General features: G+C 41.8%; 14 protein-coding genes. 12 read left to right on the plus strand and 2 right to left on the minus strand.

The window, feature by feature from the left end:
* Position 1 precedes the first annotated feature (1 nt).
* From lacZ to ACFQZ9_RS11065, 9 genes are all read left to right on the plus strand, one after another.
* Entirely contained in the window at positions 2–3,031 is a 3,030-nt protein-coding gene (lacZ, locus tag ACFQZ9_RS11025) for a beta-galactosidase, LacZ type (RefSeq protein WP_498943806.1), read from the plus strand.
* Between the two features lie 171 nt (positions 3,032–3,202).
* A complete protein-coding gene (locus tag ACFQZ9_RS11030) occupies positions 3,203–5,431 on the plus strand; it encodes an alpha-galactosidase (protein ID WP_498943835.1) in 2,229 nt (742 codons plus the stop codon).
* Positions 5,432–5,598: 167 nt separating this feature from the next.
* The gene (locus ACFQZ9_RS11035; RefSeq protein ID WP_498943807.1) at positions 5,599–6,780 is read left to right on the plus strand and encodes a galactokinase; all 1,182 of its coding nucleotides are present in this window, start codon (positions 5,599–5,601) and stop codon (positions 6,778–6,780) included.
* Complete coding sequence (galE, locus tag ACFQZ9_RS11040; protein WP_498943808.1) at positions 6,777–7,766, plus strand: UDP-glucose 4-epimerase GalE; 990 nt, start codon at positions 6,777–6,779, stop codon at positions 7,764–7,766. The genes ACFQZ9_RS11035 and galE overlap by 4 nt, the downstream gene beginning before the upstream one ends.
* A gap of 11 nt (positions 7,767–7,777) precedes the next feature.
* Positions 7,778–9,253 carry a UDP-glucose--hexose-1-phosphate uridylyltransferase gene (galT, locus tag ACFQZ9_RS11045; RefSeq protein ID WP_498943809.1) on the plus strand — a complete coding sequence of 492 codons (1,476 nt, stop codon included), beginning with the start codon at positions 7,778–7,780 and terminating at the stop codon, positions 9,251–9,253.
* A gap of 18 nt (positions 9,254–9,271) precedes the next feature.
* Positions 9,272–10,321 carry an aldose epimerase family protein gene (locus ACFQZ9_RS11050; protein ID WP_498943810.1) on the plus strand — a complete coding sequence of 350 codons (1,050 nt, stop codon included), beginning with the start codon at positions 9,272–9,274 and terminating at the stop codon, positions 10,319–10,321.
* A 12-nt stretch (positions 10,322–10,333) separates the two neighbouring features.
* The gene (locus tag ACFQZ9_RS11055; protein ID WP_498943811.1) at positions 10,334–11,323 is read left to right on the plus strand and encodes a LacI family DNA-binding transcriptional regulator; all 990 of its coding nucleotides are present in this window, start codon (positions 10,334–10,336) and stop codon (positions 11,321–11,323) included.
* Between the two features lie 165 nt (positions 11,324–11,488).
* Positions 11,489–12,448, plus strand: coding sequence for an efflux RND transporter periplasmic adaptor subunit (locus tag ACFQZ9_RS11060; RefSeq protein ID WP_498943812.1), 960 nt, complete (start codon positions 11,489–11,491; stop codon positions 12,446–12,448).
* Positions 12,449–12,721: 273 nt separating this feature from the next.
* Positions 12,722–13,279, plus strand: a complete 558-nt coding sequence (locus tag ACFQZ9_RS11065; RefSeq protein ID WP_498943813.1) for a PepSY-associated TM helix domain-containing protein — start codon at positions 12,722–12,724, stop codon at positions 13,277–13,279.
* Between the two features lie 27 nt (positions 13,280–13,306).
* Here ACFQZ9_RS11065 and ACFQZ9_RS11070 read toward each other — a convergent pair whose 3' ends face one another.
* Positions 13,307–13,909 carry a DedA family protein gene (locus ACFQZ9_RS11070; protein ID WP_198313025.1) on the minus strand — a complete coding sequence of 201 codons (603 nt, stop codon included), beginning with the start codon at positions 13,907–13,909 and terminating at the stop codon, positions 13,307–13,309.
* 217 nt (positions 13,910–14,126) lie between these two features.
* On the opposite strand from ACFQZ9_RS11070, the gene ACFQZ9_RS11075 reads away from it, so the two are divergent.
* Together ACFQZ9_RS11075 and ACFQZ9_RS11080 are read left to right on the plus strand one after the other, a co-directional pair.
* Complete coding sequence (locus ACFQZ9_RS11075; RefSeq protein ID WP_498943836.1) at positions 14,127–14,594, plus strand: nucleoside deaminase; 468 nt, start codon at positions 14,127–14,129, stop codon at positions 14,592–14,594.
* A gap of 270 nt (positions 14,595–14,864) precedes the next feature.
* Entirely contained in the window at positions 14,865–16,133 is a 1,269-nt protein-coding gene (locus tag ACFQZ9_RS11080; RefSeq protein ID WP_498943814.1) for an MFS transporter, read from the plus strand.
* 68 nt (positions 16,134–16,201) lie between these two features.
* On the opposite strand, the gene modA is transcribed toward ACFQZ9_RS11080, so the two are convergent.
* Entirely contained in the window at positions 16,202–16,993 is a 792-nt protein-coding gene (modA, locus tag ACFQZ9_RS11085) for a molybdate ABC transporter substrate-binding protein (RefSeq protein WP_498943815.1), read from the minus strand.
* A 153-nt stretch (positions 16,994–17,146) separates the two neighbouring features.
* Here modA and ACFQZ9_RS11090 point away from each other — a divergent pair, with 153 nt between their 5' ends.
* Complete coding sequence (locus tag ACFQZ9_RS11090; protein WP_498943816.1) at positions 17,147–18,082, plus strand: helix-turn-helix transcriptional regulator; 936 nt, start codon at positions 17,147–17,149, stop codon at positions 18,080–18,082.
* The last annotated feature ends 29 nt before the right edge of the window (positions 18,083–18,111 follow it).

An 18,111-nucleotide genomic window follows, 5' to 3' on the forward strand; every position in this document is an offset into this window, starting at 1 on the left:
AATGACAACAATTCCAACAATTAATTGGCTTACGGACGTAAATGTGTTTGCGGTTAATCGTCTTCCTGCACACTCTGACCACAAGTATTATGAGACGGTGGAAGAGGCAAAAAGTACTGTGCCGATGGCGATGCGACATGTTTTGAACGGAGATTGGAAATTTAATTATGCAGTAAATCCAGCGTCGAGACCGGAGTCTTTTTTCAAAAAAGACTTTGATTGTTCAGTCTGGGGGAATATTGCGGTCCCAGGACATATCCAGCTTCAGGGCTACGGGAAACCTCAGTATGTTAATACAATGTATCCTTGGGATGGGCATAATGAGATCCGGCCGCCCGAAATACCGATGGACCATAATCCGGTCGGCAGCTATGTGAAGATGTTTCATCTGCCGGACAAAATGAAAAATAAACCTGTATTTATTAGCTTCCAGGGAGTGGAGTCCGCCTTTTATGTGTGGTTAAACGGGGATTTTGTCGGATACAGTGAAGACTCTTTTACTCCGGCAGAATTTGAACTTACACCTTTTTTAATAGAAGGAGAGAATAAGCTGGCGGTTGAAGTGTATCAGCGCAGTACGGGAAGCTGGCTCGAGGATCAGGATTTCTGGCGTTTTTCGGGAATCTTCCGGGATGTATATCTTTACACGGTGCCGGAGGTTCATGTTCAGGATCTTTTTATCCGTACAGAACTGCACAAATCTTTTTCAAAGGGAGAGTTAACTGCAGACCTAAAATTTCAATCAGCTCTTCCTGGAAAAGTAGTAGGGGAGTTATACGATACAAAGAATAATCTGATTGCTGAGGTGGACGGCTCTTTAACAGGAAACAAAGGATTGATTTCGATTTCAGTTGATGCACCGATGCTTTGGAGCGCAGAGAATCCTTATTTATATAAATTGTATATTCAGGTTTTTAATGCTCAAGGTCAATTGGTAGAGGTAATTCCACAAAAAGTGGGTTTCCGAAGATTTGAGCTCGTGGATAAAATCATGCACCTTAATGGTGAACGCATTGTGTTTAAGGGCGTGAACCGCCATGAATTTAATTGCCGCCACGGTCGGGCAGTAACAAAAGAAGATATGCAATGGGATATTAAAACATTGAAGCAGCATAACATTAATGCGGTTCGGACCTCCCATTATCCAAACCAGAGCTATTGGTATGAGCTTTGTGATGAATACGGAATTTATGTCATTGATGAAATGAATTTGGAGACACATGGGTCATGGCAAAAGATGGGGGCTGTTGAACCATCCTGGAATATTCCGGGTAATAGACATGAGTGGCAGGAAATTGTCATGGATCGGGCGATATCGATGTTAGAACGAGATAAAAACCATCCTTCCATCCTGATTTGGTCTTGTGGAAATGAATCATACGCTGGTGAGGTCATTCTCAATGTCTCCCGCTATTTCAAATCTGTTGACCCTAGCCGGCTAGTCCATTATGAGGGAGTATTTCATAATCGCGACTATAATGAGACAAGTGATATGGAAAGCAGGATGTATGCAAAGCCTGCGGATATTGAAAAATATCTCTCGGAAAATCCAGAAAAGCCCTACATTAGCTGCGAATATATGCATGCGATGGGGAATTCGCTTGGCGGAATGCATAAATACACGGAGCTGGAACTGAAATATCCAATGTATCAAGGTGGTTTTATCTGGGATTATATTGACCAGTCGATTATGAAAAAAGACAGATATGGCAAAGAGTATTTAGCTTACGGCGGTGATTTTGATGATCGTCCAACTGACTACGGGTTCTGTACGAACGGAATCGTCTATGCAAATCGGGAGCTGTCTCCAAAGATGCAGGAAGTGAAGTTTTTGTATCAAAACGTGAAGCTCACAACTGACAAAAATGGCGTGACGATTACGAACGATCATCTTTTCATTGATACATCAGATTATGATTTGGAATATGTCCTTCATTTTGAAGGGAAGGAAATCTACCGCAAAAATCTTGATTTTGTTGTTGCTCCTTTGAGTGATGGACGGGTTGATTTTGATTGGCCTGAGGAAATCGCAAGTGCAGCTGGTGAGTATTGTATCCATGTCTTCCTTAGATTGAAGGAAAAACAGCTTTGGGCAGATGCTGGTTATGAGATTGCCTTCGGACAATATGTGTTTAAGGTGGAAAGTTTATTTGAGACTCCTCAACCTGAAGGGGAAATAAGGGTTGTCCATGGCGATGTGAATATCGGTGTGCATGGCAGAGATTTCTCAGCAATCTTCTCGAAACAAGCTGGTAGTCTGGTCTCATTAAATTATGCCGAAAATGAAATGATTGCCTACCCACCTGCGCCATTATTTTGGAGAGCAACTACAGATAACGACAGAGGCTTTTCACAAGATTACCATTCTGGGGTTTGGTATGCAGCGAGTTTAGCACGTAAATGCGTTGGTTTTGAAGTGGAGGAGGCGGAAGGATTTGTTACGATTTCCTTTACTTATAAATTTTCGATTAGCGAAGAAGCAGATGTAAAGGTAGCCTACGGGGTGTATCCAGATGGCAGCATTCGCGTGAAGTCAAGTTATCACGGGGCGGAAAACCTCCCACAGATGCCGACTTTCGCCTTAGCTTTTAAGGTGCTAGCGGATTATGACCAATTGGAATGGTATGCCATGGGGCCAGAGGAAAATTACGCTGACCGCAATAATGGAGCAAGGCTCGGTCTTTTTAAGAATACGGTTGCCGATAACCTTTCCGGTTATGTAATGCCGCAAGAGTCAGGAAACAGGACCGGAGTCCGGCGGGTAAATCTTACAAATCAGGAAGGACGGGGAATTAGAATCTCCTCTGTCAGCGAACCGCTAGAGTGCAATTTTTCACCATTTACGGCGTTCGAGCTCGAAAATGCCAAGCATCATTATGAGCTGCCAAATATCCATTATACGGTCGTAACGATTGCGGGTAAGCAGATGGGTGTCGGCGGGGACGACAGCTGGGGCGCACCGGTGCTCGATGAGTACTTAATCCGAGCTGATCAGGATATGGAATTTGAGTTTCGAATTCAGAGAATCTAGAAAAAGAGATACGCAAATAAAGCCGGCCTTTTCGCAAATAAAAGTAATACATTCGCAAATAAAACTAGAAAATTCGCAAATAAACTATCAAGAATCGCATTTTAAGGGGAGGTTGGTATAAAAATCCCCTTATTTTGTATATCAAACAAAGCAGGGAAAAAGGTGAACGTTATGCTAATCCATGTGAATCAAGAAACCAAACAATTTCATTTAACAAATGGCCAAGTAAGTTATATTTTTCATGTAATGAAAAATGGCCACCTTGGCCATCTATATTACGGGAAGGGATTACGGCATCGATCGGATTTTTCCCATTTACAAACCTATGATGTTCCAACTGCTGCAAGCTGTCATCCATATGCGGATGATCCGGCCTTTAGCTTGGAAACATTACGACAGGAGTACCCGGCCTATGGAAATTCTGACTTTCGCGAACCCGCGATAAGTGTAAGGAAACACGATGAGCATCATGTTCCGAACTTTCAATATCAAACTTTTAAAATACTAGACGGAAAGCCAGGACTTGAGGGGCTGCCGGCAACATATGTTGAAGACGCGCAAGATGCAAGTACACTTCAAATCCTCTTAAAGGATGACCACCTTCAAGCGGAATTGACGTTAAATTATACAATATTCCGTGACCTTCCAGTTATTGCGAGAAGTGCTCAGGTAATGAACGTTGGCTCGCAGAGATTAGACATTGAGCGAATGATGGGGGCATCGATTGACCTTCCAGATAAAGATTTTATGTTTGTCCACTTAGCAGGGACTTGGTCACGTGAACGTCATGTTAATGAACGAAAGCTAGAAGCGGGTATTCAGTCCATTTCCAGTTTGCGCGGTGCCAGTTCCCATCACCATAATCCATTTTTAGCCTTAAAAAGGCCGCATGCAACAGAGAATTCTGGTGAAGTTTATGGATTTAATTTTGTCTACAGCAGTAATTTTATCATGCAGGCAGAGGTGGACCATTATGATGTGACGCGAGTGATGGCAGGGATTCATCCATTTGGTTTTAAGTGGGGGCTTATGCCTCAGGATTCTTTCCAAACCCCGGAGATTGTAATGGTGTATTCTGACCAAGGTTTAAATGGGATGAGTCAGGCTTTTCATTTGCTTTACCGGGAGCATTTGATTCGGGCTCAGTGGAAGAAGCAAGACCGCCCGATTTTGATTAATAACTGGGAAGCAACCTATTTTGACTTTAATGAGGAAAAGCTCGTAAACATCGCGAAATCAGCGAAGGAATTAGGAATTGAATTGTTTGTCCTTGATGATGGCTGGTATGGAAAAAGAAATGACGATACTACCTCGCTTGGTGATTGGGATGTGGATCTCAACAAACTCCCGAATGGTCTGGAAAGCTTGGCGGAGAAAATAAAGGGGCTGGGAATGAAGTTCGGGCTTTGGTTTGAACCGGAAATGATTAGTCCCGACAGCGATTTATTTCGGGAGCATCCCGATTGGGCTATAGGGCTGCCGCAGCTTCCCAAAACGCTTGGCCGTAACCAGCTTGTACTTGATTTTTCAAGGCCGGAAATTGTTGATTATCTCTATGAAAAAATGTCCAATATCATCAGACGGACGAACCTTTCTTATATTAAATGGGATATGAATCGTAATATTACGGAGCCATTTTCGCAAAGACTTGCAGCAAACCAGCAAGGTGAATTTTTTCACCGTTATATATTAGGTGTTTATCGATTATACGAGCGGTTGACTGCTGAGTTTCCTGAGGTGCTGTTTGAATCCTGTGCAGGAGGCGGCGGACGATTTGATCCGGGGATGATGTATTATGCGCCGCAAGCTTGGACGAGTGATGATACGGATGCGGTCGAAAGGCTGAAAATCCAGTACGGAACATCGTTCGCCTATCCAATTTACAGCATGGGTTCACATGTTTCGGCTGTTCCGAATCACCAAACGTTACGGTCAACCCCTTTATCTACCAGGGCAAACACGGCATACTTTGGAACTTTTGGGTATGAACTAAATCCATTGTCGTTAACGGATCAAGAGCGGGAAGAAATTAAAGAGCAGGTTGCTTTTTATAAACAACATCGCAGGTTGGTACGCGACGGCCACTTTTATCGTCTGTTAAGCCCGTTTGAAGGCAATGAAACCGCTTGGATGATTGTCAGCCCGGATCAATCGGAGGCGTTAGTTGGCTGGTATAAGGTGTTAGCCACACCGACCTCCTTGAAGCAGCAAACAGTAAAACTAATGGGGTTAGACCCATCGAAATCCTATAGTGTATTTGGATGTGATCAGATTTTTTATGGAGATGAACTCATGCAGGCGGGACTATCCCTTTCGACAGAATTTAATGGTGTAAACAAGGATTCCGCTGAACGTGGCGGCGACTATCAATCCCAGGTTTTTTATTTAAAAATTAAGTGATTGGTGCCAATTTTTATAAGGTAAAGAGGCAACTTGAGAACGGAGCAACTTCCGTTCTTTTTTATTAAATTTTTCAGTAAAAATTTTAGTAAAACTATTGCGCAATTTTTACTAAAAACAGTAAAATAAAACTAAAGAAAGATTTCTAAATAACGGAGGTCTCTAAAATGAACGTTACTACCTTAAAAACAACCTTCCAAGATTTGTTTCAAACCAAACCCGAAAAAGCATTCTTCGCACCAGGCAGAATTAATTTAATCGGCGAACACACTGATTACAACGGTGGCCATGTGTTTCCCTGTGCAATTACCTATGGAACCTATGCCATTGCGAAAAAACGGGACGATCAGCTGGTCCGCTTATACTCAGCAAACTTCCCTGAAAAAGGCATTATTGAATTTGACTTAAACCACCTTGATTACGCAAAAGAAGATAACTGGGCCAATTACCCAAAAGGGATGATTCGCTATATCATCGAAGCGGGGTACAGAATTCCAACCGGCTTTGAATGCGTCATCCAAGGAAATATCCCAAATGGGGCCGGACTTTCCTCCTCGGCATCCATTGAACTGTTAACCGGGGCACTAGTGGATGGTCTTTTCGGATTAGAAATCCCGCGCCTTGAGTTAATCAAGCTAGGAAAACAAGTTGAAAACCAATTCATCGGTGTTAACAGCGGAATCATGGACCAATTTGCGATCGGGATGGGCAAACATGATGCCGGGATTTTACTAGATTGCCAGACATTAAGCTATGAATACGCACCCATCAAACTTGAAAACCACAAAATCTTAATCATGAACACGAACAAACGCCGTGAATTAGCGGATTCCAAATACAATGAGCGCAGAGGCGAATGTGAAGAGGCCCTCTCGCAGCTGCAGAAAAAACTGCCAATTGAAGCGCTTGGTCAGCTTTCAGAAGAAGAGTATGATGCCAATCAATCCCTCATCACAAACGAAACCATTCGCAAACGGGCGAAACATGCCGTCTATGAAAATATGAGAACCTTGAAGGCACTGCAAGAATTAAAGGCTGGAAACCTGGAGGCCTTCGGTCAATTAATGAACCTATCCCATATATCCTTACGGGACGACTACGAGGTTACCGGAATCGAGCTTGATAGCTTAGTAGAAGCAGCTTGGAAACAGCCAGGAGTCCTTGGGGCACGGATGACGGGAGCCGGCTTTGGCGGCTGTGCAATTGCAATTGTCGAAAACGAAAAAGTCGAGAATTTTATTGGCAATGTCGGTGCAGCCTATCGCGAAAAAATTGGCTATGATGCCGATTTTTATGTAGCAAGCATTGGCGATGGAGCGAAAGAAGTAGAAATGGAGGCGGTAAGATGAGTATTCTAGTTTTAGGTGGGGCTGGCTATATTGGTTCACACGCTGTATATCAATTAATCGATCAAAATTTCCAAGTCGTTGTCATCGATAATTTGCAAACAGGACACCGGGATGCTGTCCATCCAAAAGCAAGTTTTTACGAAGGAGATATCCGTGACCGCGAGTTTATGCAATCAGTTTTTGAAAAAGAAACCATTGACGGCATCCTCCATTTTGCTGCGAAATCTCTGGTAGGAGAATCAATGACGGAACCGTTAAAATACTTTGATAACAATGTGTACGGAACCCAAATCGTGCTGGAGATGATGAAGGAATTCGGAGTAAAACACATCGTCTTTTCTTCAACAGCAGCGGTATACGGTGAACAAATGGTCATGCCGATTACAGAAGCCGCAGCTACGAATCCAACCAATACGTACGGCGAAACAAAACTGACGATGGAAAAAATGATTTCCTGGTGTGAGAAAGCTTTTGATCTTAAATATGTGTCACTTCGTTATTTTAACGTTGCCGGAGCAAGAGGGGACGGTCAGATTGGCGAGGACCATAATCCGGAAACCCATCTAATTCCTGTTGTTTTAGAAGCGGCTCTCGGAAAAAGAACTGCTGTAACGGTATTTGGTGAAGATTATGATACAGCGGATGGTACCTGTGTCCGCGATTATATTCATGTCGAGGACCTAATTGCTGCGCACTTGCTGGCCCTAAAACTTTTGCGAAATGGCGGGGAGAGTAATGTGTTCAATCTTGGCAGCAGCCAAGGATTTTCCGTAAAAGAAATTATTGAGACTGCAAAAGAGGTAACGGGCATTGAACTACCTGTTGTCATGGGCGAACGCCGATCAGGCGACCCAAGCACTCTTATCGCTTCTTCGGAAAAAGCTAAGCAGATACTAGGCTGGAACCCGACCAGGACATCCATCCGCGAAATCATTCGTGATGCATGGAACTGGCATCAGCATCATCCGAACGGCTATCAAAAATAGAGGTGAAAAAAATGATTGAACATGTAATCCAGCAATTACTGAACCAAGCACTTGCTGCCCAATTAATACAGCAGGAAGATGAGATTTATGCCCGAAACCAAATCTTGACGCTGCTGAAATTAACAGAGTTTAAGGAACCCGAGTCTTTAATAGAATCAGGTCCCTCCATCCCCGATTTACTTGAGCTGATTGTCGACTATGCTTGCGGGCAAGGGATCATTGAGGACCTTTTTGATGAAAAAGAAATTTTTTCAAGCAAGGTAATGAACTGTTTGATGGCAAGGCCGTCAACGGTGAATCAGATATTTTATGAAAAATATAAACAAAGTCCACAAACAGCAACCGGATATTTTTATGATTTAAGTAAAAACAGTAACTATATCCAAATGAAACGGATCTCCAAAAATATTGAGTATAAAGCGGCAACCGATTATGGTGAATTGGATATAACTATTAATCTATCAAAGCCTGAAAAAGATCCGAAGAGTATTGCGCTAGAGCGGGAAGCGAAAAAGAATGATTACCCGAAATGTCTGCTCTGTATTGAGAATGAGGGCTATGCGGGGAGAATTGGCCACCCGGCCCGCTCCAATCACCGGATGATCCGTGTCAATCTTTTGGAGCAAAACTGGTATTTACAGTATTCGCCATATGTGTACTACAATGAGCATTGCATTGTCTTGTCTGAAAACCATACCGATATGAAAATAAGCCCGGTGACCATCTTGCGTATCTTAACATTTGTGGAGCAATTTCCTCATTATTTTCTCGGCTCGAATGCAGATCTGCCGATTGTCGGCGGCTCGATTTTATCCCATGATCACTACCAGGGCGGCAACTATGAATTTGCGATGGCGAAGGCGGATTCAGACTGGAATTTTACCATTGATGGATTTCCTAACGTTCAAGGGTCAGTGGTGAAATGGCCGATGTCGGTTATTCGCCTGTGTTCGGAAGAAAAAGCAGCCCTTGTAGAGGCAGGCGCACATATCTTAACAAAATGGAAAAACTATAGTGATGTTTCGCTTGGAATTCTAGCGGCTACCGACGGAACGCCGCATAATACGATTACCCCAATTGCCCGAAAAAGGGGGGCCATTTTCGAATTGGATTTGGTTCTTCGGAACAACCGGACGAGTGAGGAGCATCCGCTGGGAATCTTCCACCCGCATCAAGATGTTCATCATATTAAGAAGGAAAACATTGGCCTGATTGAAGTGATGGGACTTGCTGTTTTACCCGCACGTTTAATGGATGAACTGGAAGAGGTGGAAAAGTTTATCCAGGGCCAAGCAGCGGTAGTTGCGGACTATCATATGGAGTGGGCTAAGCAGTTAAAAGCACGTTTTTCTAACGAAATGGATGCAGGACTATTCGTAAAAGAAGAAGTCGGCAAGAAGTTCCTACGGGTGCTCGAGGATGCCGGTGTATTTAAACGAAATGAAGCGGGGGCAGCCGGGTTTAAACGTTTTATTGCGTCATTATAAACGAAGGAGCAAGAAACCATGAAAATAATAGATCAAGTATTCGGAGATGATCATGGCCGGCAGATAATCGAATATACACTGGTCAATGATTCTGGTATGTCTGTCTCGTGCCTGAATTACGGTTGTGTGATTACGAAAATTATGGTCCCAGACCGGAACGGAACAATCGAAAATGTTGTGCTCGGATTCGACAACTTTAATGATTACTTAGAGTGGTCTCCGTATTTTGGCGCCGTTGTGGGCCGGGTGGCAGGCCGAATTAAAGATGCCCGTTTTGAGTTGGATGGAAAAGAATATCTTCTTGCGAAAAATGAGGGAGCTAACCATCTTCACGGCGGTCAAAAAGGCCTTAACTCCGTAATTTGGCAGGCTGAAAAACTGGAAAAAGACCAGGCAATCGGTATAAAGTTTTTTTATCACTCTCCGGATGGTGAAGAGGGCTATCCAGGTAATTTAGGGACAGCAGTTACGTATCTATTAACCAATAATAATGAATTACAAATAACGTTTGAAGCGAGAACTGACCAAAAAACGCTGGTCAATTTAACGAATCATTCTTATTTTAATTTGAGCGGTCATATAAAACGGGATATTACTGAACACATCCTGCAGCTGGACAGCCATCACTTTTTAGAATTGGGGCCAGATTTAATTCCAACTGGTAAAATGATCGAGACTGCCGGGACTCCCTTTGATTTTAGCCAAGGCCGAAAGCTGCGGGATGGTATGGGCTCAACGTACGATCAAAATGTTTTGGTTGGAAATGGCTACGACCACCCGCTGATTTTTTCAAAAGAAGGAGAAAATAACGTTTTGCTCAAAGATGAAGGAAGTGGACGTGCGCTTGAGGTAACAACAGATCAACCTTGCGTTGTCCTCTATACGGGCAATTTTTTAGAGGGGCCCTATTCGATTTCAGGTGTTTCGGCTCGGGATTATTTAGGAGTTTGTCTGGAAACACAGGGCTTTCCGGATGCGATTCATCATCCAGCGTTTCCATCTATCATTTTGAATCCAGAAGAAGTATACTTTGGGAAAACAACGTATCGTTTCTTTGTTAATCAGTAAGGAGTTTTAACTATGGCTACAATTAAGGATATTGCCCAATTAGCTGGAGTTTCAATCGCGACCGTTTCCCGTGTCTTGAATTATGACACTACTCTATCTGTCAGCGATGATACGAAAAAAAGAATTTTTGAAGCAGCAGAAGAACTCTCCTATAAAAAACTGCCGGCCCGAAAGCAGGAATCCGGAAAAATTGCCCTTCTCCAGTGGTATACAGAAAAAGAAGAGCTGGAAGATCTGTATTATATGTCGATTCGCTTAGGAGTGGAAAATCGCTGCCGCCATCATGGGATTCAAATGGCGTCATACTTCCAAGACAATATCGAGGATTTGAAGCAAGATGATTTGCGCGGACTGATTGCTATTGGTAAATTCAGCAGCAAACAGGTAAAAGAATTAAGTTCGATTACGAAAAACATTGTTTTTGTCGATTACTCCCCGGATGAGGAGCAATTTGATTCGATTGTGATTGATTTTGAAAAGGCAACAAAAAAAGTACTCGACCATCTGATTAAAAAGGGTCATGAGAGGATTGGGTATATCGGTGGCAGGGAAGTATTTAGGGACAAAACCTCGACGATTGAAGACCTGCGGGAATCAACCTTTAAGCGTTACTTAGCTGAAAAAGGTCTTCTAAATGAAGCCTATATGTATAACGGCAGCTTTTCAGTTCAGGATGGTCATTCGTTGATGAAAAGGGCAATTGACGAACATAAGGAACAATTGCCGACGGCATTTTTTGCAGCTAATGATTCGATAGCCGTTGGTGCACTTCGAGCGCTGCTAGAGGAAGGCATTTCTGTACCGGACCGGGTGAACATTATCGGAGTGAATGATATCAGCCTTGCAAAATACGTTTTTCCAGCCTTGAGTACGGTGAAGGTTTATACCGAACTTATGGGGGAAACAGCCGTGGATACGCTGTTAGAAAGAATCGAAGGCAGAAAAATTGCGAAAAAAATCATGATTGCCACTAAGCTGATTCTACGGAATAGCAGCTTTTAAAACGCATGGAACATTAAAACAGTTCCATGCGTTTTTTTGATTTTTTAATCAAATTTTAATTTTATTAAGGGAATGTTAAGGATTTCTCACAATAATAGGCTTATCAAAATAAATCAACCATGGGTATGCAGGGCGCAAGCTAACCGTGGAAAAAGGAGTTAGAAAATGAAGAAATGGATTGCCATGATCATATGTGTGTTAGTCATTGGATTTGTCGGGTATCAGTATTATGCCTCAAACTCAAGCGCTCAAGAGGTTTCAACACAGATTCGAACAGCGGTGGTGCAAAAAGGAAAATTAGAGGTAAAGGTCAGTGGGTCCGGTACAATACAGCCAGTTACTAGTGAGGATATTAAATCAACAATCGATAATGATGAAATCGATGAAGTGTTAGTTGCAGCTGGTGACAGGGTAAGCGAGGGCGATAAATTGGTTACTTTTACGGATGACAGTGCCCCGATTACAGCTCCTGCGGATGGTACGATCACATCGGTTTCCGTTGCTGCCGGGGAACGAGTCACAAACGGCCAGGCTGTTGCCCATCTGACAAACTATAAAAATTTAAAAACAGTCGTCCAAATTGATGAACTGGATATTCCAAAAATTAAAAAGGATCAAAAGGTTAGCGTTACGGTCAGCTCTTACCCGGATAAAACTTACTCTGGTAAGGTAACAGCAATTGCGAATGAGGGAACATCCTCAAACGGTTCCTCAACCTTTGATGTGACGATTAAAATTAGTAATCCTGATAACTTAAAGGTCGGGATGAGTACGGAAGCAAGCATATTAACCGCTAGTAAGGAAAATGCATTGTACGTTCCAATAGATGCCGTACACTCGGCTAATAATCAAAAGTATGTGATGGCTTTTGCCGCAAGTGCAGCTGCTGAGCAATCAAGCGACACCCAGCAGTTGACGGTAAAAACAGGTCTGGCAAATGACGATTATATTGAAATTATCCAAGGAGTTACAGAAGGCCAATCCATTCAATTACCACAGTTAGCGAACTCTTCCTCTACTAATTCAGGAAATATGATGAAAGGTATGGGAGGAATGGGCTCTATGGGCGGTGGTATGCCTCCAAGCGGCGGAGGACAGGCACAAGGAGAAAGGAGTGGTAATTAATGAGCCAGCCGATGATTCTGCTTGCTGACGAACCAACCGGTGCACTTGATAGTTAACAAGCAAGGAAATTCTTTAGGTGATGAAGGGGTTGCATGGATTAGGTCAAACATCATCTTAATTAAAAGGAACCTATTTATAGGCAGCGGATCAGATTTGTCAGGAACAAGGGGGATTTATAGCAATTATTTTTCCCTAATGCTAAAAAATTGGCCTTAAGCAAAACTTAAGGTTTTATCATCATAATAAAATAATCAATTAAGAGGAGATGGATCAATGAAAAAAACACGAAAAGCCCACTTATGGATTGGGTTGATTGCTTCGGTATTAATCTTAATGGAGTCAATTACAGGATTATTAATGAATGAGCCATGGTTAGTTGGACAGTCCACACAAATGGAAGGAAAGGGCAGCTTTCAGCCGCAGCAGATGAATCAAGGGACAGCGGCATCTGGTTCGAGTCAAACAGCCGGGCAGGCTAACGCTCAGAACCAAGAGCAAAATTCTCTAAATGGACAAAGTCAGACAAGCGGTCAAACGTCCAATGGCCAACCACAAGGTCAGATGGGGAGTAACGCCAACGGTCAATTTCTGGGACAAAAAGGTATGACGGGTGGGCCAGGGGGAGAACGCGGAACCTCCGGTTCCTTCATGGGTATCATTAGAGGGCTTCACGAAGGCAGAATCGGAACAACAAACATCAAGTGGCTGATTGACCTGACTGCACTGGCGATGATTTTCCTAACCGGATCTGGAATCTTCTTATCCATGAAGGTCTTACGGGCTGATAAAATAAGAAGAAATCGGAAAAATGGTGAGAAGGCTGTCGTGTAAAAATAGAAAGAACTCCTTGAATTATTTTCAAGGAGTTCTTAATCTTATTCTTCTTTTTCGCTGATAGGCATAAAGAATAATGGTGACCAGGATGAAAAGGATGATTAAAATAATGCTGTATCTCGAAAAATAGCCTGCGACAGCTGTCCAATTTTCTCCCAATATCCTTCCTAATGTAATAAAGCTAAAACACCAAATCACAGCACCCGAATAAGCAAATAAGGCAAACTTTTTATAGGTATAGCTATTAATCCCGGCAAGATAGGCGGTAATATGACGGATTCCTGGGATAAAAAAGCCGATCAATAAGAGGAAGGGTCCCATTTTCATAAATAATTTTTTCGTCCGATTCACTCGTTCTTCTGTAATATGTAGCTTTGGCCCATATCGATTTAAAAAAGGCACCCCTAATTTTACTCCCAGGAGATAGCTTAATGTGATCCCACCGCAAGCTCCGCTTGCCGCACAAAGAAGGGAAGGGATGAAGCTAAGATTCCCTTGAAAAACGTTATATCCCACATAGGTAAGAAGAACCTCATCTGGAATCGGAAGTCCAATAATGCCGCCAATTAAGGCGATAATAATTCCCATGTATCCGAAATGAGCAATTAAGTAACTTAGTTGATGCATGTTATTAACACTTCCAGTTAGATTTATAATGCCTTACCTATGTATTTTTCCTAAAGTGAATTGGGATATACAATTAGTTGTATTTCGGTTATTTGTGGTGAGGGGAGGAAGTCGAGGGAATCTTCGCTCCCTATAGGCAATATACTAGAAGTAAACTAAAAACAGCGTAATCGTTGTATTTCTTATAAAATTTTATTGGAATCAGGGGGGAATAACCATCGATAACCAATTTATGAAAGCGGCTGTGGATATTGCTCTTAACAATGTGCTGACAAACAGCGGGGGTCCGTTCGGCGCCGTTATTGTCAAAAACGGAAGGGTTATTAGCATGGGGCGGAATCAAGTGGTGGCGGGAAAAGACCCTACGGCCCATGCGGAGGTTCAAGCCATACGGTCGGCCTGTTTGCATTTAAACAGCTATGACCTAACTGATTGCGAGCTATACACAAGCTGCGAGCCATGCCCAATGTGTTTGGGAGCCATCTATTGGGCGAAAATCAAAGCCGTTTATTATGCAAATACCTCAGAGGACGCGGCCCGAATCGGCTTTAACGACCAATTTATCTATGAACAACTCTGTCTGCCAAAGAATCAGCGCACCATCCCAATGACCCAAATCCTCACCCAAAACTACCAACAACCCTTCCAAGCATGGCAGCACACATCAGCCAAAACTCACTACTAAAAGTAGCGACATTAAAAAGTGAAAATTAAAAGTGACATTAAAGGTGACAGGCACCGTTCGTGGACTTTTTGGTCGTTTTGTCCGCGTGAGGTGGACAGTTTATCGATTTTAAGAGGAAATATAGGAGAAATTTATCTTCTGTGTTTCCTTTTTTTGTTGGGGAAAAAATTTTTTTGTAGTGTAAACGCCTCCATGAGTGGAAATTTCTATATTCGAAATAGATATGGAGTATAATATGAGGAAGAAAAAAACAATCAGGAGAAGAGACTATTGAATAAACAAAATAGCAAATACCGTTGGGTTGTTTTTGCCTCGGTATTGTTTACGTATTTTTTAATTGTCAGTCAAAGAACGGCACCGGGATTAATTACGGATCAGTTAATGAAGGATTTTAATTTAACAGCATCCACCATCGGGTTAATGACAAGTATTCAATTTTTGGCCTATGCCGGATTGCAAATTCCAATCGGTATTTTATCAGACAGGTTTGGCCCGAATTTTTTCCTTATTATTGGTACATTGCTGAATGCGATTGGAACAGTAGTATATAGTCTTGCGCCTAATGGAGCAATCCTTGTTCTTTCTCGATTATTAGTGGGTATGGGGGATGCGACCATTTGGGTGAACCTTGTATTAATTTTAAGTCAATGGTTCAAAGTAAAGGAATTTGTGGGACTGCTGGGGCTGGCCGGTATAGCGGGCAGTTTTGGCTTCTTGCTGGCAACCGTTCCATTTTCAGCATGGATCTCCTTATTTGGCTGGCGCCCGCCTTTTTTGGTTATAGGTATTATTTTATGTCTTTGTGCACTGCTGCTTTATTTCGTGCTGGTTAAAAAGCCAAAACAGATTTTTAAGAACGAGGCACCTAAGGTTAAAATGGTAAAAAAACAGGAAAATCCATTGCAGTTACTGCGCAGGATTTTCTCGACAAGGCAGGCATGGGCGACTTTCTTTTGCCATTTTGGTGCTGTTGGTACGTATGTAGGATTTATCGGTTCATGGGCAGTACCGTATGGGATGCATGTTTATGGAATGACACGTTCGCATGCCAGTCAGTTCATCATGATCGGTTTGATTGGGGCAATTATCGGGGCACCGCTGACCACATGGATTTCCAATCGGGTTGAGTCCATTAAACGTCCTTATTTGGTAGTTCATGTAATCATCTTTATAAGTTGGGCTGCATTTCTTTTATTTAATGGTAAGCCGCCCTTCTATATGTTAATGCTTTTATTCTTTATGATTGGCTATGGTAACGGGGCAAGTGCGTTAACCTTTGCGGTAGTTCGGAATTCCTTCCCAATGAAGGAGGTTGGAGTAGTTTCAGGCTTCGCCAATACCGGTGGATTTTTAAGTGCAGTCATACTGCCAACGGTTTTTGGGAAGGTTTTGGATCATTTTCATACCTCCGCAGCAAGTGTTGGCTACCAATACGGTTTTATTATCCCAGTATTTTTTACTGTACTGGGCCTACTTGGTGGAATCTTAATTAAAGAACAGCGTCAAGAGACTAAACAGCCAAGTGAAGTAAGGATATAAGTAAATCAAAAAAGAGAGGAAGCAATAAAGAAAATTGCCTCCTCTCTTTTTGGTTTCTTTTTCTAATGCTAGTGCAGCCCTTTAAACCCATACTTTTCTAAAATCTTTATTGATTCTTGACTTTGAAGAAAGTTGTAGAATTGCTCCGCTTCTTTTGGGTGGGAACTATTCTTTATCATCCCTACCGGATAAATAATCGGTCCGTGGGTATTTTCCTTGGCTTTTGCAGCAATCTGAACCTTCGGAGAAATTAATGCATCGGTTTTATAGACAATCCCTGCATCTACATTGTTTGTTTCCACATATGTAAGTACTTGGCGGACATCCTTCGCATAGACTACCTTTCCTTCAACGATTTTCCATACATGTATATGTTCTAATGTCTCCTTGGCGTACTGACCTGCGGGCACAGATTCCGGTGTCCCAATCGAAATCTTATCCGCTTTAACAAGATCTTCAAATGCGTTGATTCCTTTTTTAGAATCCTTTGGAACAACTAACACCAGCTCATTTCCAACAAGATCTGTCCCTTTTGTCTTTTCAATTAGTCCATCTTGTACCAATTTATCAAATTTATCCTCAGCGGCTGAGAAAAAAAGATCGACAGGGGCTCCCTGTAAAATTTGCTGTTGAAGGGTACCGGAAGCGCCGAAATTATAGTTAATAATAACATTTGGATGCTCTTTTTCAAAAGCTGTTTTAATGTCGTTTAAAGCATTTTGCAAACTAGCAGCGGCTGAAACTGTTAATTCCGCTTCTTTTTGATTTTCCGGCTTTTTCGCCTGTTCATACGTTGAACAGCCAGCCATGGCCAGGATTAACAGCACCATTGTTAAAAATAAAAGATATTGTTTCTTCATAATCCATCTCCCTTTATAACTAAATATAATTATTTATAACTAATTATAATTAGTTATAACGAAAAAAATATATCAAAAGTCACTTTTTCATTTTTTTATTAAAAATATATTTTTCATAACCAGTAAGTTAAAATAAAGATGGAGGAGATGCAAATGTCAAAGGAGCTTTCCTATACGATTGAAGAAGTATCACAGTTATTAAAAGTATCGAAATTAACGCTTTACGACCTTGTTAAAAAAGGTGAGCTGCCAGCTTTCCGTGTTGGTCGGCAGATGAGAATTGATGCAGTAGACCTTGACCATTATATTAACAATCAAAAAACCAATCAAAGGACAAATATAAAAGCACCTGTTGTTGACTCTCACAGAAATGAAAAAAGGGAAACTAACAATATTATTATTAGCGGGCAGGACATGGTTCTGGATATTCTCAGTAAACATATTGAGAAAAATTCTTCCTATAAGCCGCTGCGTTCCTATAATGGAAGTTTAAATAGTCTTATCTCCATGTATAATGGCGAATGCGATATTGTTAGTTTACATCTTTTTGATGGTGATACAGGGGAATTTAATATTCCATACATAAAGAAAATTTTAGTGGGCTTCCCTTATATTTTGCTAAACCTTCTTTCAAGAAAAGCAGGTATTTATGTGAAAAAGGGAAATCCTCTTAACGTTACTTCTTGGACTGATTTAAAACAGGGACATCTAAAAATCGTCAATCGAGAAAAAGGGTCAGGTGCGCGAATTCTTCTTGATGAACAACTTCGACTCCATCAGATTCCGTCAAGGAACATTCATGGCTATGATCATGAAGAAACAAACCACTTAAGTGTGGCATCAGCTATTTCTTCTGGGGCAGCTGATGTGGGAGTGGGAATCGAAAAAGCTGCCAAAATAGTGGGAATCGATTTTATCCCATTAATAACTGAGCGTTACGACCTGGTTATTCTAAAAAACTCAGAAATGGAAGAACTGATAAGGACGCTAAAAAACATTTTGTCTTCTCGGCAGTTTCAATCAGAAATTAACTCTTTAGGAGATTATGATACCTCTCAGACAGGGAAAATTATTTATGAAACAAATTAAAAAGAAGGCAAATGAATTTTAATTCATTC

The organism is Neobacillus sp. GCM10027624, from assembly GCF_042675345.1.
In the GTDB taxonomy this organism is placed as follows: Bacteria; Bacillota; Bacilli; order Bacillales; family Cytobacillaceae; genus Neobacillus; species Neobacillus cucumis_D.

Bases quoted from the DNA above. Each gene is read 5' to 3' on its own strand.
- lacZ (WP_498943806.1), top strand. From the start codon at position 2: ATGACAACAATTCCAACAATTAATTGGCTTACGGACGTAAATGTGTTT.
- ACFQZ9_RS11030 (WP_498943835.1), top strand. From the start codon at position 3,203: ATGCTAATCCATGTGAATCAAGAAACCAAACAATTTCATTTAACAAAT.
- ACFQZ9_RS11035 (WP_498943807.1), top strand. From the start codon at position 5,599: ATGAACGTTACTACCTTAAAAACAACCTTCCAAGATTTGTTTCAAACC.
- galE (WP_498943808.1), top strand. From the start codon at position 6,777: ATGAGTATTCTAGTTTTAGGTGGGGCTGGCTATATTGGTTCACACGCT.
- galT (WP_498943809.1), top strand. From the start codon at position 7,778: ATGATTGAACATGTAATCCAGCAATTACTGAACCAAGCACTTGCTGCC.
- ACFQZ9_RS11050 (WP_498943810.1), top strand. From the start codon at position 9,272: ATGAAAATAATAGATCAAGTATTCGGAGATGATCATGGCCGGCAGATA.
- ACFQZ9_RS11055 (WP_498943811.1), top strand. From the start codon at position 10,334: ATGGCTACAATTAAGGATATTGCCCAATTAGCTGGAGTTTCAATCGCG.
- ACFQZ9_RS11060 (WP_498943812.1), top strand. From the start codon at position 11,489: ATGAAGAAATGGATTGCCATGATCATATGTGTGTTAGTCATTGGATTT.
- ACFQZ9_RS11065 (WP_498943813.1), top strand. From the start codon at position 12,722: ATGAAAAAAACACGAAAAGCCCACTTATGGATTGGGTTGATTGCTTCG.
- ACFQZ9_RS11070 (WP_198313025.1), bottom strand. From the start codon at position 13,909: ATGCATCAACTAAGTTACTTAATTGCTCATTTCGGATACATGGGAATT.
- modA (WP_498943815.1), bottom strand. From the start codon at position 16,993: ATGAAGAAACAATATCTTTTATTTTTAACAATGGTGCTGTTAATCCTG.
- ACFQZ9_RS11090 (WP_498943816.1), top strand. From the start codon at position 17,147: ATGTCAAAGGAGCTTTCCTATACGATTGAAGAAGTATCACAGTTATTA.